14 protein-coding genes and 3 tRNA genes are annotated in these 17,693 nt (G+C 30.9%); 7 read left to right on the forward strand and 10 right to left on the reverse strand.

What is annotated here, in order from left to right; translation table 11 throughout:
• Positions 1-23 precede the first annotated feature (23 nt).
• Entirely contained in the window at positions 24-1,295 is a 1,272-nt protein-coding gene (locus FLAVO9AF_RS03595) for a hypothetical protein (RefSeq protein WP_159684411.1), read from the forward strand.
• 265 nt (positions 1,296-1,560) lie between these two features.
• The gene (locus FLAVO9AF_RS03600) at positions 1,561-2,625 is read left to right on the forward strand and encodes a hypothetical protein (RefSeq protein WP_159684414.1); all 1,065 of its coding nucleotides are present in this window, start codon (positions 1,561-1,563) and stop codon (positions 2,623-2,625) included.
• Positions 2,626-2,676: 51 nt separating this feature from the next.
• On the opposite strand, the gene FLAVO9AF_RS03605 is transcribed toward FLAVO9AF_RS03600, so the two are convergent.
• On the reverse strand, positions 2,677-3,438 hold the full coding sequence (locus FLAVO9AF_RS03605) for a C40 family peptidase (protein ID WP_159684417.1): 762 nt from the start codon (positions 3,436-3,438) through the stop codon (positions 2,677-2,679).
• 57 nt (positions 3,439-3,495) lie between these two features.
• Positions 3,496-4,674 (reverse strand): acetyl-CoA C-acyltransferase, encoded by a 1,179-nt coding sequence (locus FLAVO9AF_RS03610; RefSeq protein WP_159690854.1) that lies wholly within the window; start codon positions 4,672-4,674, stop codon positions 3,496-3,498.
• Between the two features lie 241 nt (positions 4,675-4,915).
• On the opposite strand from FLAVO9AF_RS03610, the gene FLAVO9AF_RS03615 reads away from it, so the two are divergent.
• The 4 genes from FLAVO9AF_RS03615 (at position 4,916) to FLAVO9AF_RS03630 (ending at position 5,910) form a co-directional block, all read left to right on the forward strand.
• A tRNA-Ser gene (locus FLAVO9AF_RS03615) sits at positions 4,916-4,999 on the forward strand.
• 8 nt (positions 5,000-5,007) lie between these two features.
• Positions 5,008-5,082 (forward strand) — tRNA-Pro (locus FLAVO9AF_RS03620).
• Between the two features lie 7 nt (positions 5,083-5,089).
• Positions 5,090-5,163 (forward strand) — tRNA-Arg (locus FLAVO9AF_RS03625).
• Between the two features lie 90 nt (positions 5,164-5,253).
• Positions 5,254-5,910: a M15 family metallopeptidase gene (locus FLAVO9AF_RS03630; RefSeq protein WP_159684420.1), complete on the forward strand. Its 657-nt coding sequence runs from the start codon at positions 5,254-5,256 to the stop codon at positions 5,908-5,910.
• Here the strand turns inward: FLAVO9AF_RS03630 and FLAVO9AF_RS03635 are convergent.
• The 8 genes from FLAVO9AF_RS03635 to tsaD form a co-directional block, all read right to left on the reverse strand.
• Entirely contained in the window at positions 5,907-6,476 is a 570-nt protein-coding gene (locus FLAVO9AF_RS03635; protein ID WP_159684423.1) for a hypothetical protein, read from the reverse strand. The two genes, FLAVO9AF_RS03630 and FLAVO9AF_RS03635, sit on opposite strands and share 4 nt — an antisense overlap.
• Positions 6,477-6,482: 6 nt before the next feature.
• Positions 6,483-7,655 (reverse strand): class I SAM-dependent methyltransferase, encoded by a 1,173-nt coding sequence (locus FLAVO9AF_RS03640; RefSeq protein WP_159684427.1) that lies wholly within the window; start codon positions 7,653-7,655, stop codon positions 6,483-6,485.
• Positions 7,656-7,657: 2 nt separating this feature from the next.
• Positions 7,658-8,749: an AI-2E family transporter gene (locus tag FLAVO9AF_RS03645; protein WP_159684430.1), complete on the reverse strand. Its 1,092-nt coding sequence runs from the start codon at positions 8,747-8,749 to the stop codon at positions 7,658-7,660.
• 79 nt (positions 8,750-8,828) lie between these two features.
• On the reverse strand, positions 8,829-9,785 hold the full coding sequence (locus FLAVO9AF_RS03650; protein ID WP_159684435.1) for a zinc metalloprotease: 957 nt from the start codon (positions 9,783-9,785) through the stop codon (positions 8,829-8,831).
• Positions 9,786-9,922: 137 nt separating this feature from the next.
• Positions 9,923-10,426 (reverse strand): TrmH family RNA methyltransferase, encoded by a 504-nt coding sequence (locus FLAVO9AF_RS03655; protein ID WP_159684438.1) that lies wholly within the window; start codon positions 10,424-10,426, stop codon positions 9,923-9,925.
• Positions 10,427-10,436: 10 nt separating this feature from the next.
• Entirely contained in the window at positions 10,437-11,078 is a 642-nt protein-coding gene (locus FLAVO9AF_RS03660; RefSeq protein WP_159684441.1) for a DUF4159 domain-containing protein, read from the reverse strand.
• A gap of 31 nt (positions 11,079-11,109) precedes the next feature.
• Positions 11,110-11,814: a 16S rRNA (uracil(1498)-N(3))-methyltransferase gene (locus FLAVO9AF_RS03665; RefSeq protein ID WP_159684445.1), complete on the reverse strand. Its 705-nt coding sequence runs from the start codon at positions 11,812-11,814 to the stop codon at positions 11,110-11,112.
• A gap of 2 nt (positions 11,815-11,816) precedes the next feature.
• Entirely contained in the window at positions 11,817-12,839 is a 1,023-nt protein-coding gene (tsaD, locus tag FLAVO9AF_RS03670; protein ID WP_159684448.1) for a tRNA (adenosine(37)-N6)-threonylcarbamoyltransferase complex transferase subunit TsaD, read from the reverse strand.
• Between the two features lie 225 nt (positions 12,840-13,064).
• On the opposite strand from tsaD, the gene FLAVO9AF_RS03675 reads away from it, so the two are divergent.
• Positions 13,065-17,522 carry a translocation/assembly module TamB domain-containing protein gene (locus FLAVO9AF_RS03675; protein ID WP_370516444.1) on the forward strand — a complete coding sequence of 1,486 codons (4,458 nt, stop codon included), beginning with the start codon at positions 13,065-13,067 and terminating at the stop codon, positions 17,520-17,522.
• Positions 17,523-17,693: the final 171 nt, after the last annotated feature.

Consider the following 17,693-nt stretch of genomic DNA (forward strand, 5'->3'; position numbering starts at 1 on the left):
TAATTAAATAAAAATAGAATACCATGAAAAGTAAATATGTATTACTTGCATCAACAATGTTGATATCAGTAGCCACTTTTGCACAAAAAGATCAAATTAAAGCTGCTGAAAAAGCATTAAAAGCAGGTAAATCCGATGAAGCAAAAACAATTTTGTTAGATGCTGAATCTGTAATTACAAATGCTACTGAGGCTGAAAAGGCTCAATATTATTTTGTTAAAGGTAACGTAATGTTAGATTTAGCTAACAAAAGTGTAGATAAAGATGCTAATTTATCATTAGCAGCAGCTGCATATCAAGAGTTGATTGAAGTTGAGAAAGCTTCTGGTAAATCAAAATATACAGCACAAGCTACAAAATCTGTAATAGATATTAAATACAAATTGATTAATGAGGCAATTGCTGATTCAAAAGCTGATAAGTATGAAGTAGCTGCTAAAAAATTGTATGATGCGTATCAATTAGATAAAAAAGACACGATTAACTTGTATTATGCAGCTTCAACTTATGTAAATGCAAAAAATTACGATGCTGCTCTTAAGAATTATGATGAGTTAAAGAAATTAAACTATTCTGGAAAAGGAACTAATTATTTTGCAGTAAATAAATTAACTTCTCAAGAAGATATGTATTTAACTGCTGCCGAAAGAGATCGTATGATTAAATTAGGAACTCACGAAAAACCTAGAACAGAGGTTATTCCATCTAAACGAGGGGAGATTTATAAAAATGTTGCTTTGATTTTAGTACAACAAGGTAAATCAAAAGAAGCACAACAAGCTGTTGCTGATGCGAGAACAGCTAATCCAGAAGATACTTCATTAGCTTTGACCGAAGCAAATTTATATTTGGAAGCAAAAGATTATGATACTTATAAAAAATTAGTAGCTGATATTTTGGTTAAAAACCCTAATGACGCGGATTTAGTTTTTAATTTAGGTGTAATTAGTGCAAATGCAAAAAATAGTGTAGATGCTGAAAAGTATTATAGTAGAGTGATTGAAATAAATCCCGCTTATACAAATGCTTATATAAATATTGCTGCTTTGAAATTAGAAAATGAAAAACCTATTATTGATGAGATGAATAAATTGGGTACTTCGACTAATGACATGAAGCGTTATGATGTGTTAAAGAAAAAACGTGAAGAATTATTCAAAAGTACTATTCCTTTCCTAAAAAAGGCAGTAGAATTAGATCCTAAAAATGTTGATGTAGCCAAAACACTTATGAATGTATACAGTGCATTAGAAATGACTGCTGAATACAAAGAGCTAAAAGCAAAAATCCAATAAATTTTTATAAAAATGTTAAAAAAAAGCCATTTATTAATTTAAATGGTTTTTTTTTATCCTAAAAACAGCTATAATTGATATGACTGTTAAAAAATTGATGAATTCATTAATTTTTATTTATTTGGGTATTATATAGTTTTTTTTTGTGCTAAGTATTTGTAAAATCAAAATATTATTCTATTTTGGCTATCTTAATATATTATTAATTTAGTTAAAAAAACCAAAAAAAATTATCAAACCTAATCTTACCAAAAAAATACCTGCTATGAAGAAATTGTACTTTTTTGCGCTAATTATGCTTAGCGTTACCTTTTCAAGTATGGCTCAAAAAGAGCAAATTAAGACTGCTCAAGCAGAACTAGCCAAGGGGAATGCTCAGGCTTCTTTGACTATTTTGAATGAAATTGAGTATTTAATTACTAATGCGAAAGACGATGATAAATCGGATTATTATTTTACAAAAGCAAAAACGTATACGGCTTTAGCAGATAAAAAAGTTGAAGGTCCAAAAAATATGTCACTTGCAGTTGCTTGCTACAATGAATTAATTTTAAATGAAGTTGATTCTGGTAATTTAAAGTATGCGGTTCAAGCAAGAGAATCTGTTAAAGAATTAAAAAGTGTTTTAGATAGAAGTGCAATTGAAGATAACAATGCACAACGCTTTGGAGATGCTGCAAATAAAATGTTTTATTTGTATGAAATGGATAAAAAAGATACAATGAACTTATATAATGCCGCTTCCAATTATTTTAATGCAAAACAGTATGATTTAGCCTTGAAAAATTTTGAACTATTAAAAAACATAAAATTTTCAGGTAATGGAATGGAGTATTATGCTACAAACAAGTCAACAAATCAGGAGGAGCTTTTTGTTTCTGCGATGAATAGAGATTTGGGTGTAAAGCAAGGCTCACACATAAAACCAAGAAATGTTAAAGCTAAATCGAAAAGATCTGATATTTTAAAGAAAATAGCATTTATTTTTACTGAAAAAGGGGATGTAGCTAGTGCGGAAAGTAACTATAAAGCAATTATAGCAATTAACCCCAATGATGTAGAGAGTTATGTAGATTTGGCTTACGTTAAACTAGATAGAAAAAAGGAGATATCAGACAAAATGGCTTTACTTGGAACGTCTCCTGAGGATATGAAAAAGTATGATGAGTTGAAAATTAAGAAAGATGAGGAAGTTAAAGTTGCTGTTGGTTATCTTGAAAAAGCATTGACTTTGGATCCTAGTAATAAAGATATATCAAAATTATTACTCAATTTATACCGTTCCTTAGATATGACAGATAAATATGAGGCTTTAAAAGCTAAAGGATAATATAAATCTTAACAAAAAAAATGTTCCCAATTGAGGAACATTTTTTTTTGCTTAAATGATTTTTTTTATGACTCTTAATTTGTGGCTGTGTTTTTGAGTTTCGGTGTTGTAAATTCCTAAATGATCGAGTCTGTCAATTCTTACTTTTCCACTTGCATGAATTATGTAATTGTCAGACATAATAATTCCGACATGTATTATTTTTCCATCTTCATTATCAAAAAACGCTAAGTCTCCTGGTTCACTTTCTTCAATAAAACTAAGTGGTTCTCCTTGAAAAGCTTGTTGTGAAGCATCTCTTTTTAAATGGTATCCATTTAATTTATAAACCATTTGCGTAAAACCTGAACAGTCAATACCAAAAGGCGTTTTTCCACCCCATAAATAAGGAGCGTTTAAATACATATAAGCAGTTTTTATGATGTTGTTTTTCTCTTTGATGCCGCTGATCTTTGTGCCTTCGAAGCTGAATTTTTTAGTATTGATCTCATTGTAGTTTAAAAAAGAAAGGCTTGAGCCGAGTGGAATTGGCATTAATAAGCTATTTGAATCAGTAATATATTCAATTAAATCGGCACTTAATATAATGCTGTCATTTGATAAATGCTTAAAGTTTTCTTCGCTAATCAATTGATATTGTTTGCTGTCAACCCATCCCTCGTAATCATCATACTGCAATCTTATTTTTGACCATTGATTATAGGTTTCTATGATTTGAAAATGCTCTCCGAAAAGAACTTGCGAAACAATCTCACTTTTATCACTTGATTCAGATCGAAGGGGTATAATAGCTAAATTACAGATTCCAAACATTATCTTGAATTTATAAATTGAGGTTTAAAAAGTTTAAACCTCAATTGTGCTTATTGTTTATATTCTCTCAATTACTATTGCTGATGCGCCTCCACCGCCATTGCAGATTGCTGCAGCTCCAATTTTTCCATTGTTTTGTTCTAGAACATTAATTAATGTAACAATTATTCTAGCACCAGAGCAACCTAGAGGATGTCCTAATGATACAGCTCCTCCATTAACATTGACTTTGTCATTGTTTAATCCAAGTATTTTTGAATTTGCTAATCCTACAACTGAAAACGCTTCATTAAATTCAAAGAAGTCAACATCATTTGTGGTTAATCCAGCTTTTTTTAGTGCAATAGGTAATGCTTTTGCTGGGCTAGTTGTAAACCATTTAGGTTCCTGTGCGGCATCTGCATAACTTCTAATATAGGCCAAAGGTTTCAGGTTCAAAGATAATGCTTTTTCTTCACTCATAAGTACCAGTGCAGCTGCGCCATCATTGATTGTTGAGGCATTTGCTGCAGTTACAGTGCCATCTTTAGTAAATGCTGGATTTAAGCTAGGTATTCTGTCTAAATTAACATTAGAAAATTCTTCATCTTTACTAATAATTATTGGATCCCCTTTTCTTTGTGGTACAGAAACTGATACTACTTCATTATCAAATTTACCTTCTTTCCATGCTTCTGTAGATCTTTTGTAAGATTGAATTGCAAATGCATCTTGCTCTTCTCTTGAAATATTATATTCTTTTGCACATAAATCAGCACTAACACCCATCGCGTTATTGTCATAAGCATCGGTAAGTCCATCTTTTTGCATTCCATCGACCATTGTGCTAGGACCAAATTTTGTTCCAGATCGAAGATTCATATAATGAGGAATTAAACTCATATTTTCCATTCCTCCAGCAATAATAATGTCGGCATCACCACACTGAATAGCTTGTGATGCAAGCATTACTGCTTTCATACCTGAAGCACAAACTTTATTGATTGTAGTACAAGCTACTTCATTTGATAATCCAGCAAAAATTGCTGCTTGTCTAGCGGGTGCTTGTCCAACACCTGCTTGAACAACATTTCCCATATAAACTTCATCGACTAAATTGGAGTCTAATTGAATTTTTTCCAAAGCCCCTTTAATTACAGCCGCTCCAAGTTTTGGGGCTGAAATACTTGATAAACCTCCCATAAAACTGCCAATTGGAGTTCTTACGGCAGAGACTATGACTACTTTCTTATTCATAATGTAAAAATATGTTGATTTGTTTAGCAAATTTAATCTTTTTTGGCGCTATTTCATATTTTTATCAAATAATATGGAATAATTTGAGATTTGTGAAAGACTATTTTATTCTATTTGTTTGATTGTGAAGTGTTTTTGATTTTTATTGAATTTTATTTAAAAAAAAGCTACAAAATAGTTGTGAGAAACGTAAAGTTAACTTAAATTTGCAACCGCAAAACGAGATAGTTTTCTTGTTTTAGGAGAGGTGCCAGAGCGGTAATGGAGCAGATTGCTAATCTGTCGACGGGTAACCGTCGCCAGGGTTCGAGTCCCTGTCTCTCCGCTTACACTCGGGGTGTAGCGTAGCCCGGTTATCGCGCCTGCTTTGGGAGCAGGAGGTCGCAGGTTCGAATCCTGCCACCCCGACAACAATGGACGCATAGCTCAGCTGGATAGAGCACCTGCCTTCTAAGCAGGCGGTCGAAGGTTCGAATCCTTCTGCGTTCACTTAAAACGATACTAGAAATAGTATCGTTTTTTTGTTTTACAATGTTTTTTTTTGATTCAAATAGTATATATTTATAAAAACTTTTGATCATGCGTTTTCTACTTCTTTCTGTTTTTTCTCTCTTTTTTTCTCCTATAATTTATAGCCAGTCCTCTGAAAAGCAATTAGCTACTAAAAATGGTTTAAAAGCATCAATTTCAGATACTACATTTGTGAATTTGAAAGATTATAGCACTGAATTTGTATATGATATGAAGTATGCAACAACCAATAACTTTTTAAAATCAAAAGTGTATGATTGTGCAGAATGTTTTTTGAGATTAAAAACGGTAAAAGCTTTAATTAAAGCCAATGATAAGTTTATCAAAAAGGGGTATAGAATAAAACTTTTTGATTGTTACCGACCCTTAGATATTCAGAAAAAGATGTGGGAATTAGTTTCAAATCCAGAATATGTTGCAGATCCTGCTAAAGGTTCTATACATAATCGAGGAGGGGCAGTTGACTTGACTCTTGTCACTCTAGAAGGAATAGAACTTAATATGGGAACGCCTTTTGATTTCTTTGGAAAAGAAGCAAGTCACAGTTATCCATTTTCTGATAAAAAAATAATGGATAACCGCAAAATGCTCAAGAAAATAATGCTTCAAAATGGATTTAAAGCTTTTGAATCAGAATGGTGGCATTACAATTTAGCTTCTGCAATGACTGATAAAGTAGCCAATACAAAATGGGAATGTAATTAATTTTCAATACAAGCAATATTCTTGATGAAATAGTTCTCAGGTTGGTAAACTTTATTGTCCAATTCGGACGTGAATTCTTTCTTTATAATGTAATCTTCTACATCTGTCAAATATTTTATTCGCATTAGTGATAATGGTGAGCTTTTTAACTTCTCAAAACTATCTTTTAAAAAGTAAAATTCTCCAGTAGTTACTCTATTGTCAAAACCTTTATCGTCTCTTAAAAGTGTTCCGCAGTTTTCTTGGTCTTTGTGGATTAAAGAAATAATGCTTCCATCATTTAATTGAAGAAATAATTTTGAGTTTTTATCAAAGCAATTGGCTTTTATGAAGCCTTTACTTTTTTGTATTAATTGTATGTTTAAAGTAGGAACACCATCGGTTAGAGCTAGTGAAAAGAAAATATAGCTTGAGGTACCAGCAAAGTTTTTTTCGCTAATCATGTATTCTTTTGTGACTTTATAACTTCCAATAGAGTCTACTACATTGGTGCTGTATTCACATTGTTTTTGTGCAAATAATGAAAAGCTTGTGAGGGTAAAAATGATAAGTAATAGTTGTTTCATGTTGTTTTAAATTTTGCTGCAAATTAAAACTATTTTGTTATTATTTATATCTGTTGTAAAAAAACAATAACTATTTCCTCCATCTTTTATTTTCCACTTTTTTCTAATGTTTTCCACACTTTCTGAGAAATTTCGAGTAGTAATATTTGCTTTTTGATTCACTAAATTCGTTTTTAATTCTAATTTATTGTAATTCAGTTTTTTGTTGATTTTGAATCTTCTTCCAGGAAAGTCAATCAATTCTGAATTAGTATACAAATGTGAATTTAGATGTAATTTATTCAACTTAAAAACGGAACTAACGGCATCAAAACCTCCAGATTTCATTATTGCACTATTAGGTTCGTAAAGGTATTCTTCTGGCAAACCATAAGTTGGCTCGCAGTCAAATGTAGGAAGCTCAAATTTTTCCTCTTTATTTTTAAGGAGATTTACAGTTTTTATGAAAACGTGCCCCGTATAGTCTTTATGAAGTTCCCATAATAGTTCTTTTACTTCATTGTTTAAGGCGACGATATGTATAGATTTTACATTTTTTAATTCTGATAAACCTGCTGTTATGTCTAATAGTGGTGCAGTTTTTATTAGAATTGATTTTGATTTTGAAAAATACAAATCAATGTTCTCTGGTACGTTAGGAAGACAATCTTTTAACATAAAAACTTTTCCTTTGCTTTCGCTTCTTCGAGAGGGGTCAATATAAATCCAATCCCAAGTTTGCTCAATAGAACAAATAGTGTTTTGGCTATCACCAGTTTTACATTCAATGTTTGCAGCCTTTAATTGTTTAAAGTTGTGAGCTGTAATTGCTGAAAGCTCAGGATTAATTTCGCAATGAACCACTTTATTGAACTTTTTAGCAAAATAAAAATCATCAACACCTAATCCGCCAGTTAGATCTATTAAGTTGGTTCCTGTAATTAAATTAGATTTATATAAAGCAGTAATTTCAGAAGAAGTTTGCTCTATTGAAATTTTGGGTGGGTATACGATGTTTGTCGTTGAAAACCAAGTAGGAAGTTTTTCTTTAGCTTTGGCTTTGCTTTCTATTTGGCCTATAATTGTTTTCCATTCAATATTTGGAAATGGATTTTTTTGTAAAGCGAGTTTAGTTATGTTTTGGTCTAATTGATCGTTTATGAAATTTTGAACGTCAATGTTTAAAAAGTCGAAATTCAAGTTTAAATGTCTTTGGTTAACAATTGAATAATTTTATTATCTGGAAAAAATTCTTTTCCTATTACTTTCAAAATAGTGTACAAAGGTACAGCTATTACCATTCCTAATATTCCAAATAAAAAGCCTGCAATAAGGATGACTAAAAAGATTTCTAAGGGATGTGAACTTACACTTTTGGAAAAAATAATTGGCTGTGATAGGTTGTTGTCTATAAGTTGTACAATCCAAAATCCAATCAAAACGTAAATAGTAGTAGGTAGAATTTCGGTTTGAAAATCGCTGCCAAGATGGCTAATCATAGAAAGAATTGCTGCTAAAACAGACGCAATCAGTGGTCCAATGTATGGAATGATATTTAATACAGCACATAGAAAAGCAATGATGATGGCATTTGGAATACCGAAAATTAATAAAACGATTAAATACAGAAGAAACACAATAAAGAGTTGGAGTAATAAGCCAATAAAATAGCGAGAGAGCAAATGGTTGATTTTTTCTAATGAATTCAATATTTGTTCTTCATGACTATCTGGGATTAATTTTTTGGCTCCCACGATAAAAAGTACACGATCTTTTAAGAAAAAAAAAGTGATGAATAAAACCGAAGCCAATCCCATTCCAAAACTACTGACAACACCTAAAATAGAATTTAAAAAATTAGGAATGATTCCAAAATTTATTTTTGAAGTGATGTTGTTGAAATTGAGTAGCTTTTTTGCATTGATGTGATGGCTTTCTAAAAATGCATTGATTTGGTTAATGAGTTCGATGGCATTTTTTTCTATTTCTTTCGTATTTAAAAGTGAAAGATTCTGACTTTGTGAAGTGATTAAAGGAACAAATAAAATTAGTATTCCAAAGATTATAGCTATAAATATTGCTATTGTTGTAATAGTTGCTAGGTTGTGTGAAAACTTTAATCTTTTTTTGAAAAAATCTAAAAAAGGATTGCCAATCAAGGTCAAAATTAAAGCAACCACAAGGTAAATTAAAACAGATTGTATTTGATATAAAAAGTAAATACCTAATGCTGAGGCTACAATAATTACTATTGCTCTAATTATTCCGTTTGCAATTAATTTTGAAGTTATCATATGGTCGATTTAGTTCATAAATATATAAAAAAAACTCGCTATGTCTAGCGAGTTTTAATTGCAATCATTTTTTTAAAGATTAGATTCCGAATCCAGATCTAGCTCCACCACTTACAAATAGAGCAGCCATTCTAGCTTTTTGTCCATTAGTAAACATATACATTCCTCTATCGTCAGTGTAATCCATGTAGTTCATAGTCATTTCTACGGGTGTTCCAGTACAAGTACTTAAGTGTGGATAAGCAGGAACTCCGTAGTTTGCAGCATTGTGAGTAGGTGTGTCAGCAACTAAATCACTTCCACATGTAGCATCACCCCAAATGTGTCTAAGGTTCATCCAGTGTCCTACTTCGTGGCTCGCTGTTCTTCCTAAGTTGTAAGGATAGCTTGCTCCTGTGTTGCTTGTTACTCCAAAATATTTAGAATCTATTACCACACCATCTGTTGCAGCTGCTCCACCAGGAAATTGTGCATATCCTAAAATTCCGCCACCTATAGTGCAAGCCCATAAGTTTAGAGTGTTTGATGGAGAAGTTGGTGCAATACCACCTTGTTTGGTTTTTTTCATAGCATCTCTTGTTCCCCAAGATGTTTTGGTTGTAGACTTACGGTTGATTTTAACTAATTCAAAAGTAATCCCAACATTTGCGGCAACACCAGCAAATAGAGCAGGAGTGCTTGAGAAATCAGCATTTGTTGCAGTAAAGTCTTTGTTTAAAACAGCAATTTGAGATTGAATCAAGGCGTCAGAAATATTTTCTGCTGCAGTACGATATAGTACATTTACAACAACAGGAATAACTACTTTTCCGTTTACTAATCTACCTGTTAATCTAGCTTTTTGTGTAAACTCTTCGATTTGGTTCATACGAATTGCTAAAGTTGGGTCGGCTGCTAATTGTGCTTGAAATACTTCATTTGTTGCGCAACCTCTTCTTGCAACGGCTTGTTCAGTTGAATTTGAATTTAATGTTTCTTCATTTTGACAAGAAAAAAGCATTAGAATAAGCCCTGCACTCAATAAAATTTTTTTCATAATTTGGGTTTTGTTAAATTGTTATAAAAAAGTTAATTTGGTTAATTCATTAACAATTTTATAACATTTTTTTTAAACTACCAATTTTTTTTATGAAATATTTTAAAATAATTGTTTGTCATTCAGTTGTTTAAATGTTATCTCATTTTTCTGGTAAGCTCGTACAGCGCAATTCCAGTGGCCTGAACGACATTCATACTGCTGTTTTTTCCAAACATTTCAATATGAGTGATTTGATGGGATTTTTTTAAAAAACAATCTGAAACGCCTTCAATTTCATTTCCAATTAGGAGAGCAATTTTTTTGTTTTTTTCAATTTCAATGTTTTCTATAGGAATACTATTTGAAGTAATTTCCAATGCGATGATTTCATATTCATTTTCAATTAAAAAAGCCATTACTTCTTCTTTGGTTTCATATAATTGGTATGGGACGTGAAGATGAGTATTACGGGACGTTTTATTAATCTTCCTATGATTCATTTGATTGCCTATGCCTAGAAAAATTATTTTTTCTACACCAAATGCCTCACAAATTCTAAAAAGTGAGCCTATGTTAGGTTGAAAAACAATCGAATCACAAACTAAAGTTATTGGAAATTGCCTAGTAACGAAAGGTACCGATTCATGATTTAACTGCATGAAGGAGGATTTAATTATTAAAAATATAATGAATAATGTTAGCGCCCATTTTTAATGCTTTTTGGCGTACTTCAATTGGGTCATTGTTTACTTCTGCATCTTCCCAACCATCTCCTAAATCGCATTCATAAGTATATAATAGGACTAAACGATTTTCTATAAAAACGCCAAAGGCTTGTGGTCTTTTGCCATCGTGCTCATGAATTTTAGGAAGACCCGATGTAAAAATATAGGGCTTTTGGAAAATAGAATGGTTTGATGGTATCTCTATTAATTCATTGTTCGGGAAAAGTTTTTTTATTTCTTTTCTTATGTATTGATCCATTCCATAATTATCATCGATATGAAGAAATCCTCCTGCTTCTAAATATTTTTTTAAATTGTCTCTGTCATTATCACTAAAGACTACATTGCCATGCCCTGTCATGTGTATGAAAGGATATGAAAATAAATCAGGACTACTTGGTTCTACTGTTGCAGGTTTTGCTTTAATTCTCGTATTTATATTTGAATTGCAGAATTTAATTAAATTAGGAAGGGAAGTAGGGTTAGCATACCAATCGCCACCTCCATTATATTTTAATAAAGCAATTTCTTGAGCATAACTTACAGAAGAAATAAAAAAAACAAAAAATAAAAGACTTCTTATCATTATGAAGTTGATTTATAATAAATTAATGGTTTTACTCATTAAAAAACACTACACTGTGACAAGCCACAACTGCTGCGGTCTCTGTTCTTAATCTAGTATTTCCAAGGGTGACGGGTATAAAATTGTGATCTAAAGCTAATTCGATTTCTTTTTCTGAAAAATCACCTTCTGGACCAATCAGAATTGTAGTTTTTGTATTTGTATTCAAAACAGATTTTAATGATTTTTTATCCGTCTCTTCGCAATGAGCAATCAGTAATTGTCCTTGGTGTTGTTGTTTAATGAAATTTTTAAAAGTTATGGCATCGTTTAGTTTTGGTAAATAAAATTGATTACACTGTTTCATTGCTGTCAAAATTATTTTTTCAAAACGCTCTTTATTGATGACTTTTCTTTCTGAGCGATCACAGATTATGGGTGTGATTTCTTGAATTCCAATTTCGGTCGCTTTTTCTAAAAACCATTCATAACGATCATTCATTTTGGTTGGTGCCACTACTAAATGTAAAGGATGCTTTGTTGGTTCTTTTTTTTCAAAAGATAATATTGAAACGGTACATTTACTATCAGAAGCAAGAGAAATTTCTGTTTTGAATAAATCCCCTAATCCATTAGTAACAAATAGTATGTCACCATCTTTTTTACGTAAAACTTTAATTATATGTTTGCTTTCTTCTTTGTCAAAAACAAATGAAGTACTGGTTTCGTTTATGAGAGAACTATAAAATAATTGCATATTTAAAATTGGATTCTTGCTTTTGAAACTACTGAGGAAGTTTCAAAATGTTGAGATAAATATTTTTGATAACCAACGATTCCTATCATAGCTGCATTATCTGTTGTGTATTCAAATTTGGGTATAAAAGTTTTCCAGCCATACTTTTTTTCTGCTTCTTTTAAAGTGTTTCTAATTCCTGAATTTGCAGAAACGCCACCTCCAATTGCAATTTGATTTATTCCAGTTTCTTTAACAGCTTGTTTTACTTTATCCATTAAAATTTCAATGATGGTATGTTGGATAGAAGCACAAATGTCATTTTTATTCTCTTCAATAAAAGAAGGATTCTCTTTTTGATTTTTTTGTATAAAATAAAGAATTGCAGTTTTCAATCCAGAAAAACTAAAATCTAGTCCAGCTACTTTTGGTTTAGTAAATGCGAATGCTTTTGGATTACCACTTTGGGCTAATTTGTCAACTAACGGTCCTCCTGGGTAAGGTAATCCAAGGATTTTGGCACTCTTGTCAAATGCTTCACCTACTGCATCATCTGTAGTTTCACCTATGATAGTCATATCAAAAAAACCATCTACGCGAACAATCTGTGTATGACCGCCGCTGATGGTTAAAGCCAAAAAAGGAAATTCAGGTTTTTCATATCCTTCTTCATCTATAAAATGAGCTAGGATGTGAGCATGCATATGATTTACAGCTATTAATGGAATATTCAGTGCAGTAGCTAAAGACTTTGCAAAGGAACTACCAACGAGTAAAGAACCCATTAATCCAGGTCCTTGTGTAAAGGCAATGGCAGAAAGTTGTTCTTTAGTTATGTCTGCTTTTTTCAATGCAGCATCAATAACTGGAACAATATTTTGCTGATGGGCTCTTGAGGCCAATTCTGGAACAACTCCGCCGTATTGATTATGAATCAGTTGATTGGCTACAACATTTGACAATACTTTATCGTTATAAAGAACCGCGGCTGCTGTATCATCACAAGAGCTTTCAATGGCAAGAATAAAAACACCTTGATTTCGCATAAAAAGGGACAAAATTGAAATTTATTTGATTAATGGTCGTAAAATTCTTTAATTTTACAGCTTGGTCAAAATTAGCTATTTTTTATCAAATAGCACCTGATAGGATTAGTTTTATAGATTGATTGATTAACTTGCTTGATGACACTATGCTACTACATTTTGATTTACAACTAATACTTAACTCTTTCTATTATTAAAAAAATAAAAAAAATACTATTACGTTCATTGTTACTTTTTCTTCTACTTTTATTAGTAGCAGGAATAGCACTTTCTTTACCTGCAGTTCAAACTCGAATCGCCCAAGAGTTGATGACAAAAATCAATACTTCTTATGGAACTTCAATTGAAATTGATGAAGTTGCAATTTCCATTTTTGGAGGTGTTAAACTAAAAAAAGTTCTGATTAAAGATCATCATAGGGATACTTTAATTTATGCTAATCGAATTAAAACTAACCTGATTGGTATAAAAAAAGTAATTGATGGAGATTTAATTTTTAATAGTATTCATTTAGATGGTTTATTGTTCAATCTCAAAACTTATAAAAAGGAAAAGTTAACCAATTTAGATGTTTTTATAGAAGCTTTTGAAACGGGTAAACCTTCAACAAAACCTTTTTTAATGACGGTTAGAGAGGCTTTTATTTCTAACGGACATTTTTTGTTGATAGACGAAAATAGACAAAATCCAAAAGATGTTGATTTTACAAAAATTAACGCCCAAATTAGCAACTTCCAAATTCTAGGACCCGAGGTTGAAACCAACATTAATCAACTTTCTTTTAAAGATCATAGAGGTATTTTTTTGAAAAAATTGAGTGCTAAGTTTAGCTATAATAAAAAACGTATCCGATTAAAAAATTTAGAATTAGCAACTTCTGAATCCATATTAAAAGGAGATGTGCAGTTAAAATATACAATCGAAGATTTTTCTGATTTTAACAACAAGGTGAAATTTGATATAAAATTAAAGTCTTCTGTAATTGCTTCAAATGATATTCGATGTTTTTATGATGAATTGGGTAAAAATTTGTTTTTTAATGCACGTTCAAGGATTGAAGGAACGCTAAATAATTTAAAATTAACGGATCTAGTACTTTTTGATAGAAAAGGATCTAAGATTATTGGTAGTATTAATTTTAAAAATTTATTTCCTTCAAAATCACAGGAATTCTATATGAACGGAAAATTCCGCTCGTTAACTACAACATATGATCATTTAGTAGCTATTTTGCCAAATGTTTTAGGCGAAAGTTTACCAGAAATTCTGAAGAAAGCTGGAAAAGTTGATTTGGTAGGGACAACGGAATTGACTACAAAAAATATTCAAGCTGACTTTACAATGAAAACGGATATCGGAAATATAACATCCGATTTGGTTATTCTTGATATGAATCAAGTAAATAAAGCTAAATATAAAGGCACTATTGATTTGTTAAATTTTAATTTAGGTGTTTTATTTGATACAAAAGATCTAGGACAAACCAATTTAAAATTTGCAGTAGACGGTGTTGGTTTTGATCAAAAGAGTTTAAATACTTCAGTCAAAGGAGAGGTTTTCAAAATTAATTATAATAACTATACCTATAATAATATTGAGCTCGATGGGTATTTTAAGATGCCTATTTATAAAGGAAAAGCAAAAATTAAAGACCCAAATTTAGCTTTAGATTTTGATGGTTTTATTGATTTAAGTGGAAAACAAAATAAATATGATTTTCATGTATCAATAGATAAAGCACATTTGCATGAATTGCATTTTGATAAGGAACCCATTTCAAATCTAAAAGGAGATATTGTTGTTAATGCTTCAGGGAATTCAATTGATAATGTTGTTGGAGATGTTTTTGTAAAAAATGCAGTATACAATAATTCCAAAAAAACATATTCTTTCGATGATGTAAATGTGACTTCTACATTTGATGAAAAAAATGTTCGTACAATTACATTAAATTCTACTGATGTAGGTCAGGGCAAAGTAGTTGGTAAATTTAAATTTAACCAATTAGAAGCTTTGGTTCAAAATTCCTTGGGAAGCCTTTATGGAAATTATAAGCCGTTAGTTGTTACCAAAGGTCAATACCTGAAATTTGATTTTACAATACACAATAAAATTGTCGAAGCTCTTTTTCATGACGTAATCCTTTCTTCTGATGCCAAAATAAAAGGTGAGATTGATTCAGATGATCGAGAATTTAAAATGAAATTTAATTCTGAAAGAATTACTGCCACCGGAACCACGATGGATAATATTCGATTGTCTATAGATAATAAGAATCCATTATATAATACATATGTAGAACTAGATAGTATTAAAACAAGTTTTTATAAGATTAGAGACTTTAGTCTTATAAATGTAACAATGAAGGATTCTTTAAAAGTAAGAACCGAATTTAAAGGAGGAGATAAAGGTGAGGATTTGTATAATCTTAATTTGTATCATACTATAGATAAGAATAAAAATAATGTTGTTGGTTTTAGTAAATCTGAAATAAAGTTCAAAGATTACATTTGGAATTTGAATGAAGTAGATACCAAGAGTAATCAAATAATTTTTGATAGAGCATTCAAGAATATTGCAATCAACGATGTGGTACTGACTCATGAAAACCAACAAATTGATTTAAGTGGTTTAATCAAAGGGAACAGTTATAAAGATTTGCACCTTAATTTTAAAGGTGTTGATTTGAAAAAAATAACGCCTTCAAACGACCAATTTAATTTTAATGGAAATATTAGTGGGGAAGTTAATTTTGAACAAGAAGGACAAGTTTACAAACCTACAGCATCTATTTATGTTGATCGATTAAAAATAAATGATACTTTTTTTGGAAATTTAAATCTTGGAATTGAGGGAGATCAAAGTTTTAAAAAATTCACAATACATTCTAATTTAGAGAATGATAGTTTTGAATCTTTTAGTGCAAATGGGAACTTTGAAGTTGTAAATAATGAAACTTTATTGGATTTAGATGTCAAGTTAGATAAATTTAATCTTGCTTTTTTAACTCCTGTTGGTGGTGATGTACTTACAAATATTAGAGGGCTTGTTTCTGGTAATACAAAAATACAAGGAACAATTGCAAAACCTGATATAAATGGACGTTTATATCTAGAAGGTGCGGGAATGGTTATACCTTATCTTAATGTGGATTATGAATTGAGTGACAGAACAATCGTTGATTTATCAAATGAAAAGTTTTTGTTTAGAAATAACTCAATTTTTGACACAAAATACAATACAAAAGGGATTTTAAATGGTGTAGTCGAACACAATCAGTTTTCGGATTGGAAGTTAGACTTAAATATAAGCTCTAAACGTTTTCTTGCTTTAGATACAAAAGATTCTGAAGATGCTGCCTATTTTGGTACTGCTTTTATAGATGGTTCAGCCTCTATAAAAGGTCCTGTTGCAGGGCTTTTTATAAAAGTTGACGCAAAATCAGAAAAAGGAACTTCTGTTAAAATCCCTATAAACAATGCAGAAAGTGTAAGCGAAAATGGTTTTATACATTTTATTACTGCAAAGGAAAAAAATAATAGTAAGAATGGTTTAATTGAGAGAGCAAGAGATTATAATGGCCTTGAGCTAGAATTTGATTTTGATATCAATCCTAATGCAGAAGTGGAAGTGATTTTGGATAGAAATACTGGTCATGGAATGAAAGGAAAAGGATATGGTTCGTTGTTGTTTAAAATCAATACATTGGGTAAATTCAATATGTGGGGAGATTTTCAGGCATATGAAGGGACTTATAACTTTAAATATGGAGGTCTTATTGACAAAAAGTTTGTTGTAAAAAAAGGAGGCTCAATTATTTGGGAAGGTAATCCAATGAAAGCCCAACTAAACCTTGAAGCTGTCTATAAAACATCTGCCAATCCATCTGTATTACTAGAAAATTCTTCTCTAAATACTAAGGTTCCAGTAGAAGTTGTTGTTGGGATTCGAGGTGATTTGGCTCGTCCAGAACCTGATTTTAATATTGTTTTTCCAACGGTAAGTTCAGTTTTAGAATCAGAAATTCAATATAAATTGAATGACAAAGACACAAGACAAACCCAAGCACTATATTTATTGTCGTCAGGAAGTTTCTTAAGTGCCGAAGGAATTAGTCAATCTGATTTTTCTACAAGTTTATTTGAAACAGCTACTGGTCTTTTAGGTGATATTATTCAATCTGATAATGATAAGTTTAAATTTGGAATGAATGTTATTACCGCCGACAGAAGAGCGGGTAGAGAGACAGATGGTCGTTTTGTGGCTACAGTTTCCTCACAACTTAATGAGAGAATTACATTTAATGGTAAAGTAGGTGTTCCTTTTGGAGGAGTTAATGAATCAGCCGTTATAGGTGATGTTGAAATTTTGTACCGTGTAAATGAAGCAGGTAATTTTAATTTGAGACTTTTCAATAAAGAAAATGATATCAATTATATCGGTCAAGGGATTGGTTATACGCAAGGTATCGGTATATCGTATGATGTAGATTTTGATACATTTAAAGAGTTCGTTCAACAAATTTTTAAAAAACGAAAATTAGTTATGCCAACTTCTACTATTGATGTAGATAATGATTCTTCTATGACTCCTGATTATATTAATTTTAATAAATCAAAAAAACCAGTTCCTGAAAAACCTAAAAAAAATCAGGAAGGACTTATTCCTGAAGAAGAATATTAAATCGACAAAAAGCCAGTTGTACATTTTATTTCAACTGGCTTTTTTATTTTTAAGACTCAAAATAATTCATTAATAAATAGTTTTTTGCACTCTTTTATAAATAATTGTAAGTGAATCAATTAGTGTTGTTTTTCTAAATTTTGACAATAATGCAAAAAAAAACTATTTTAT

This window comes from Flavobacterium sp. 9R (genome assembly GCF_902506345.1).
Taxonomy (GTDB): Bacteria; Bacteroidota; Bacteroidia; order Flavobacteriales; family Flavobacteriaceae; genus Flavobacterium.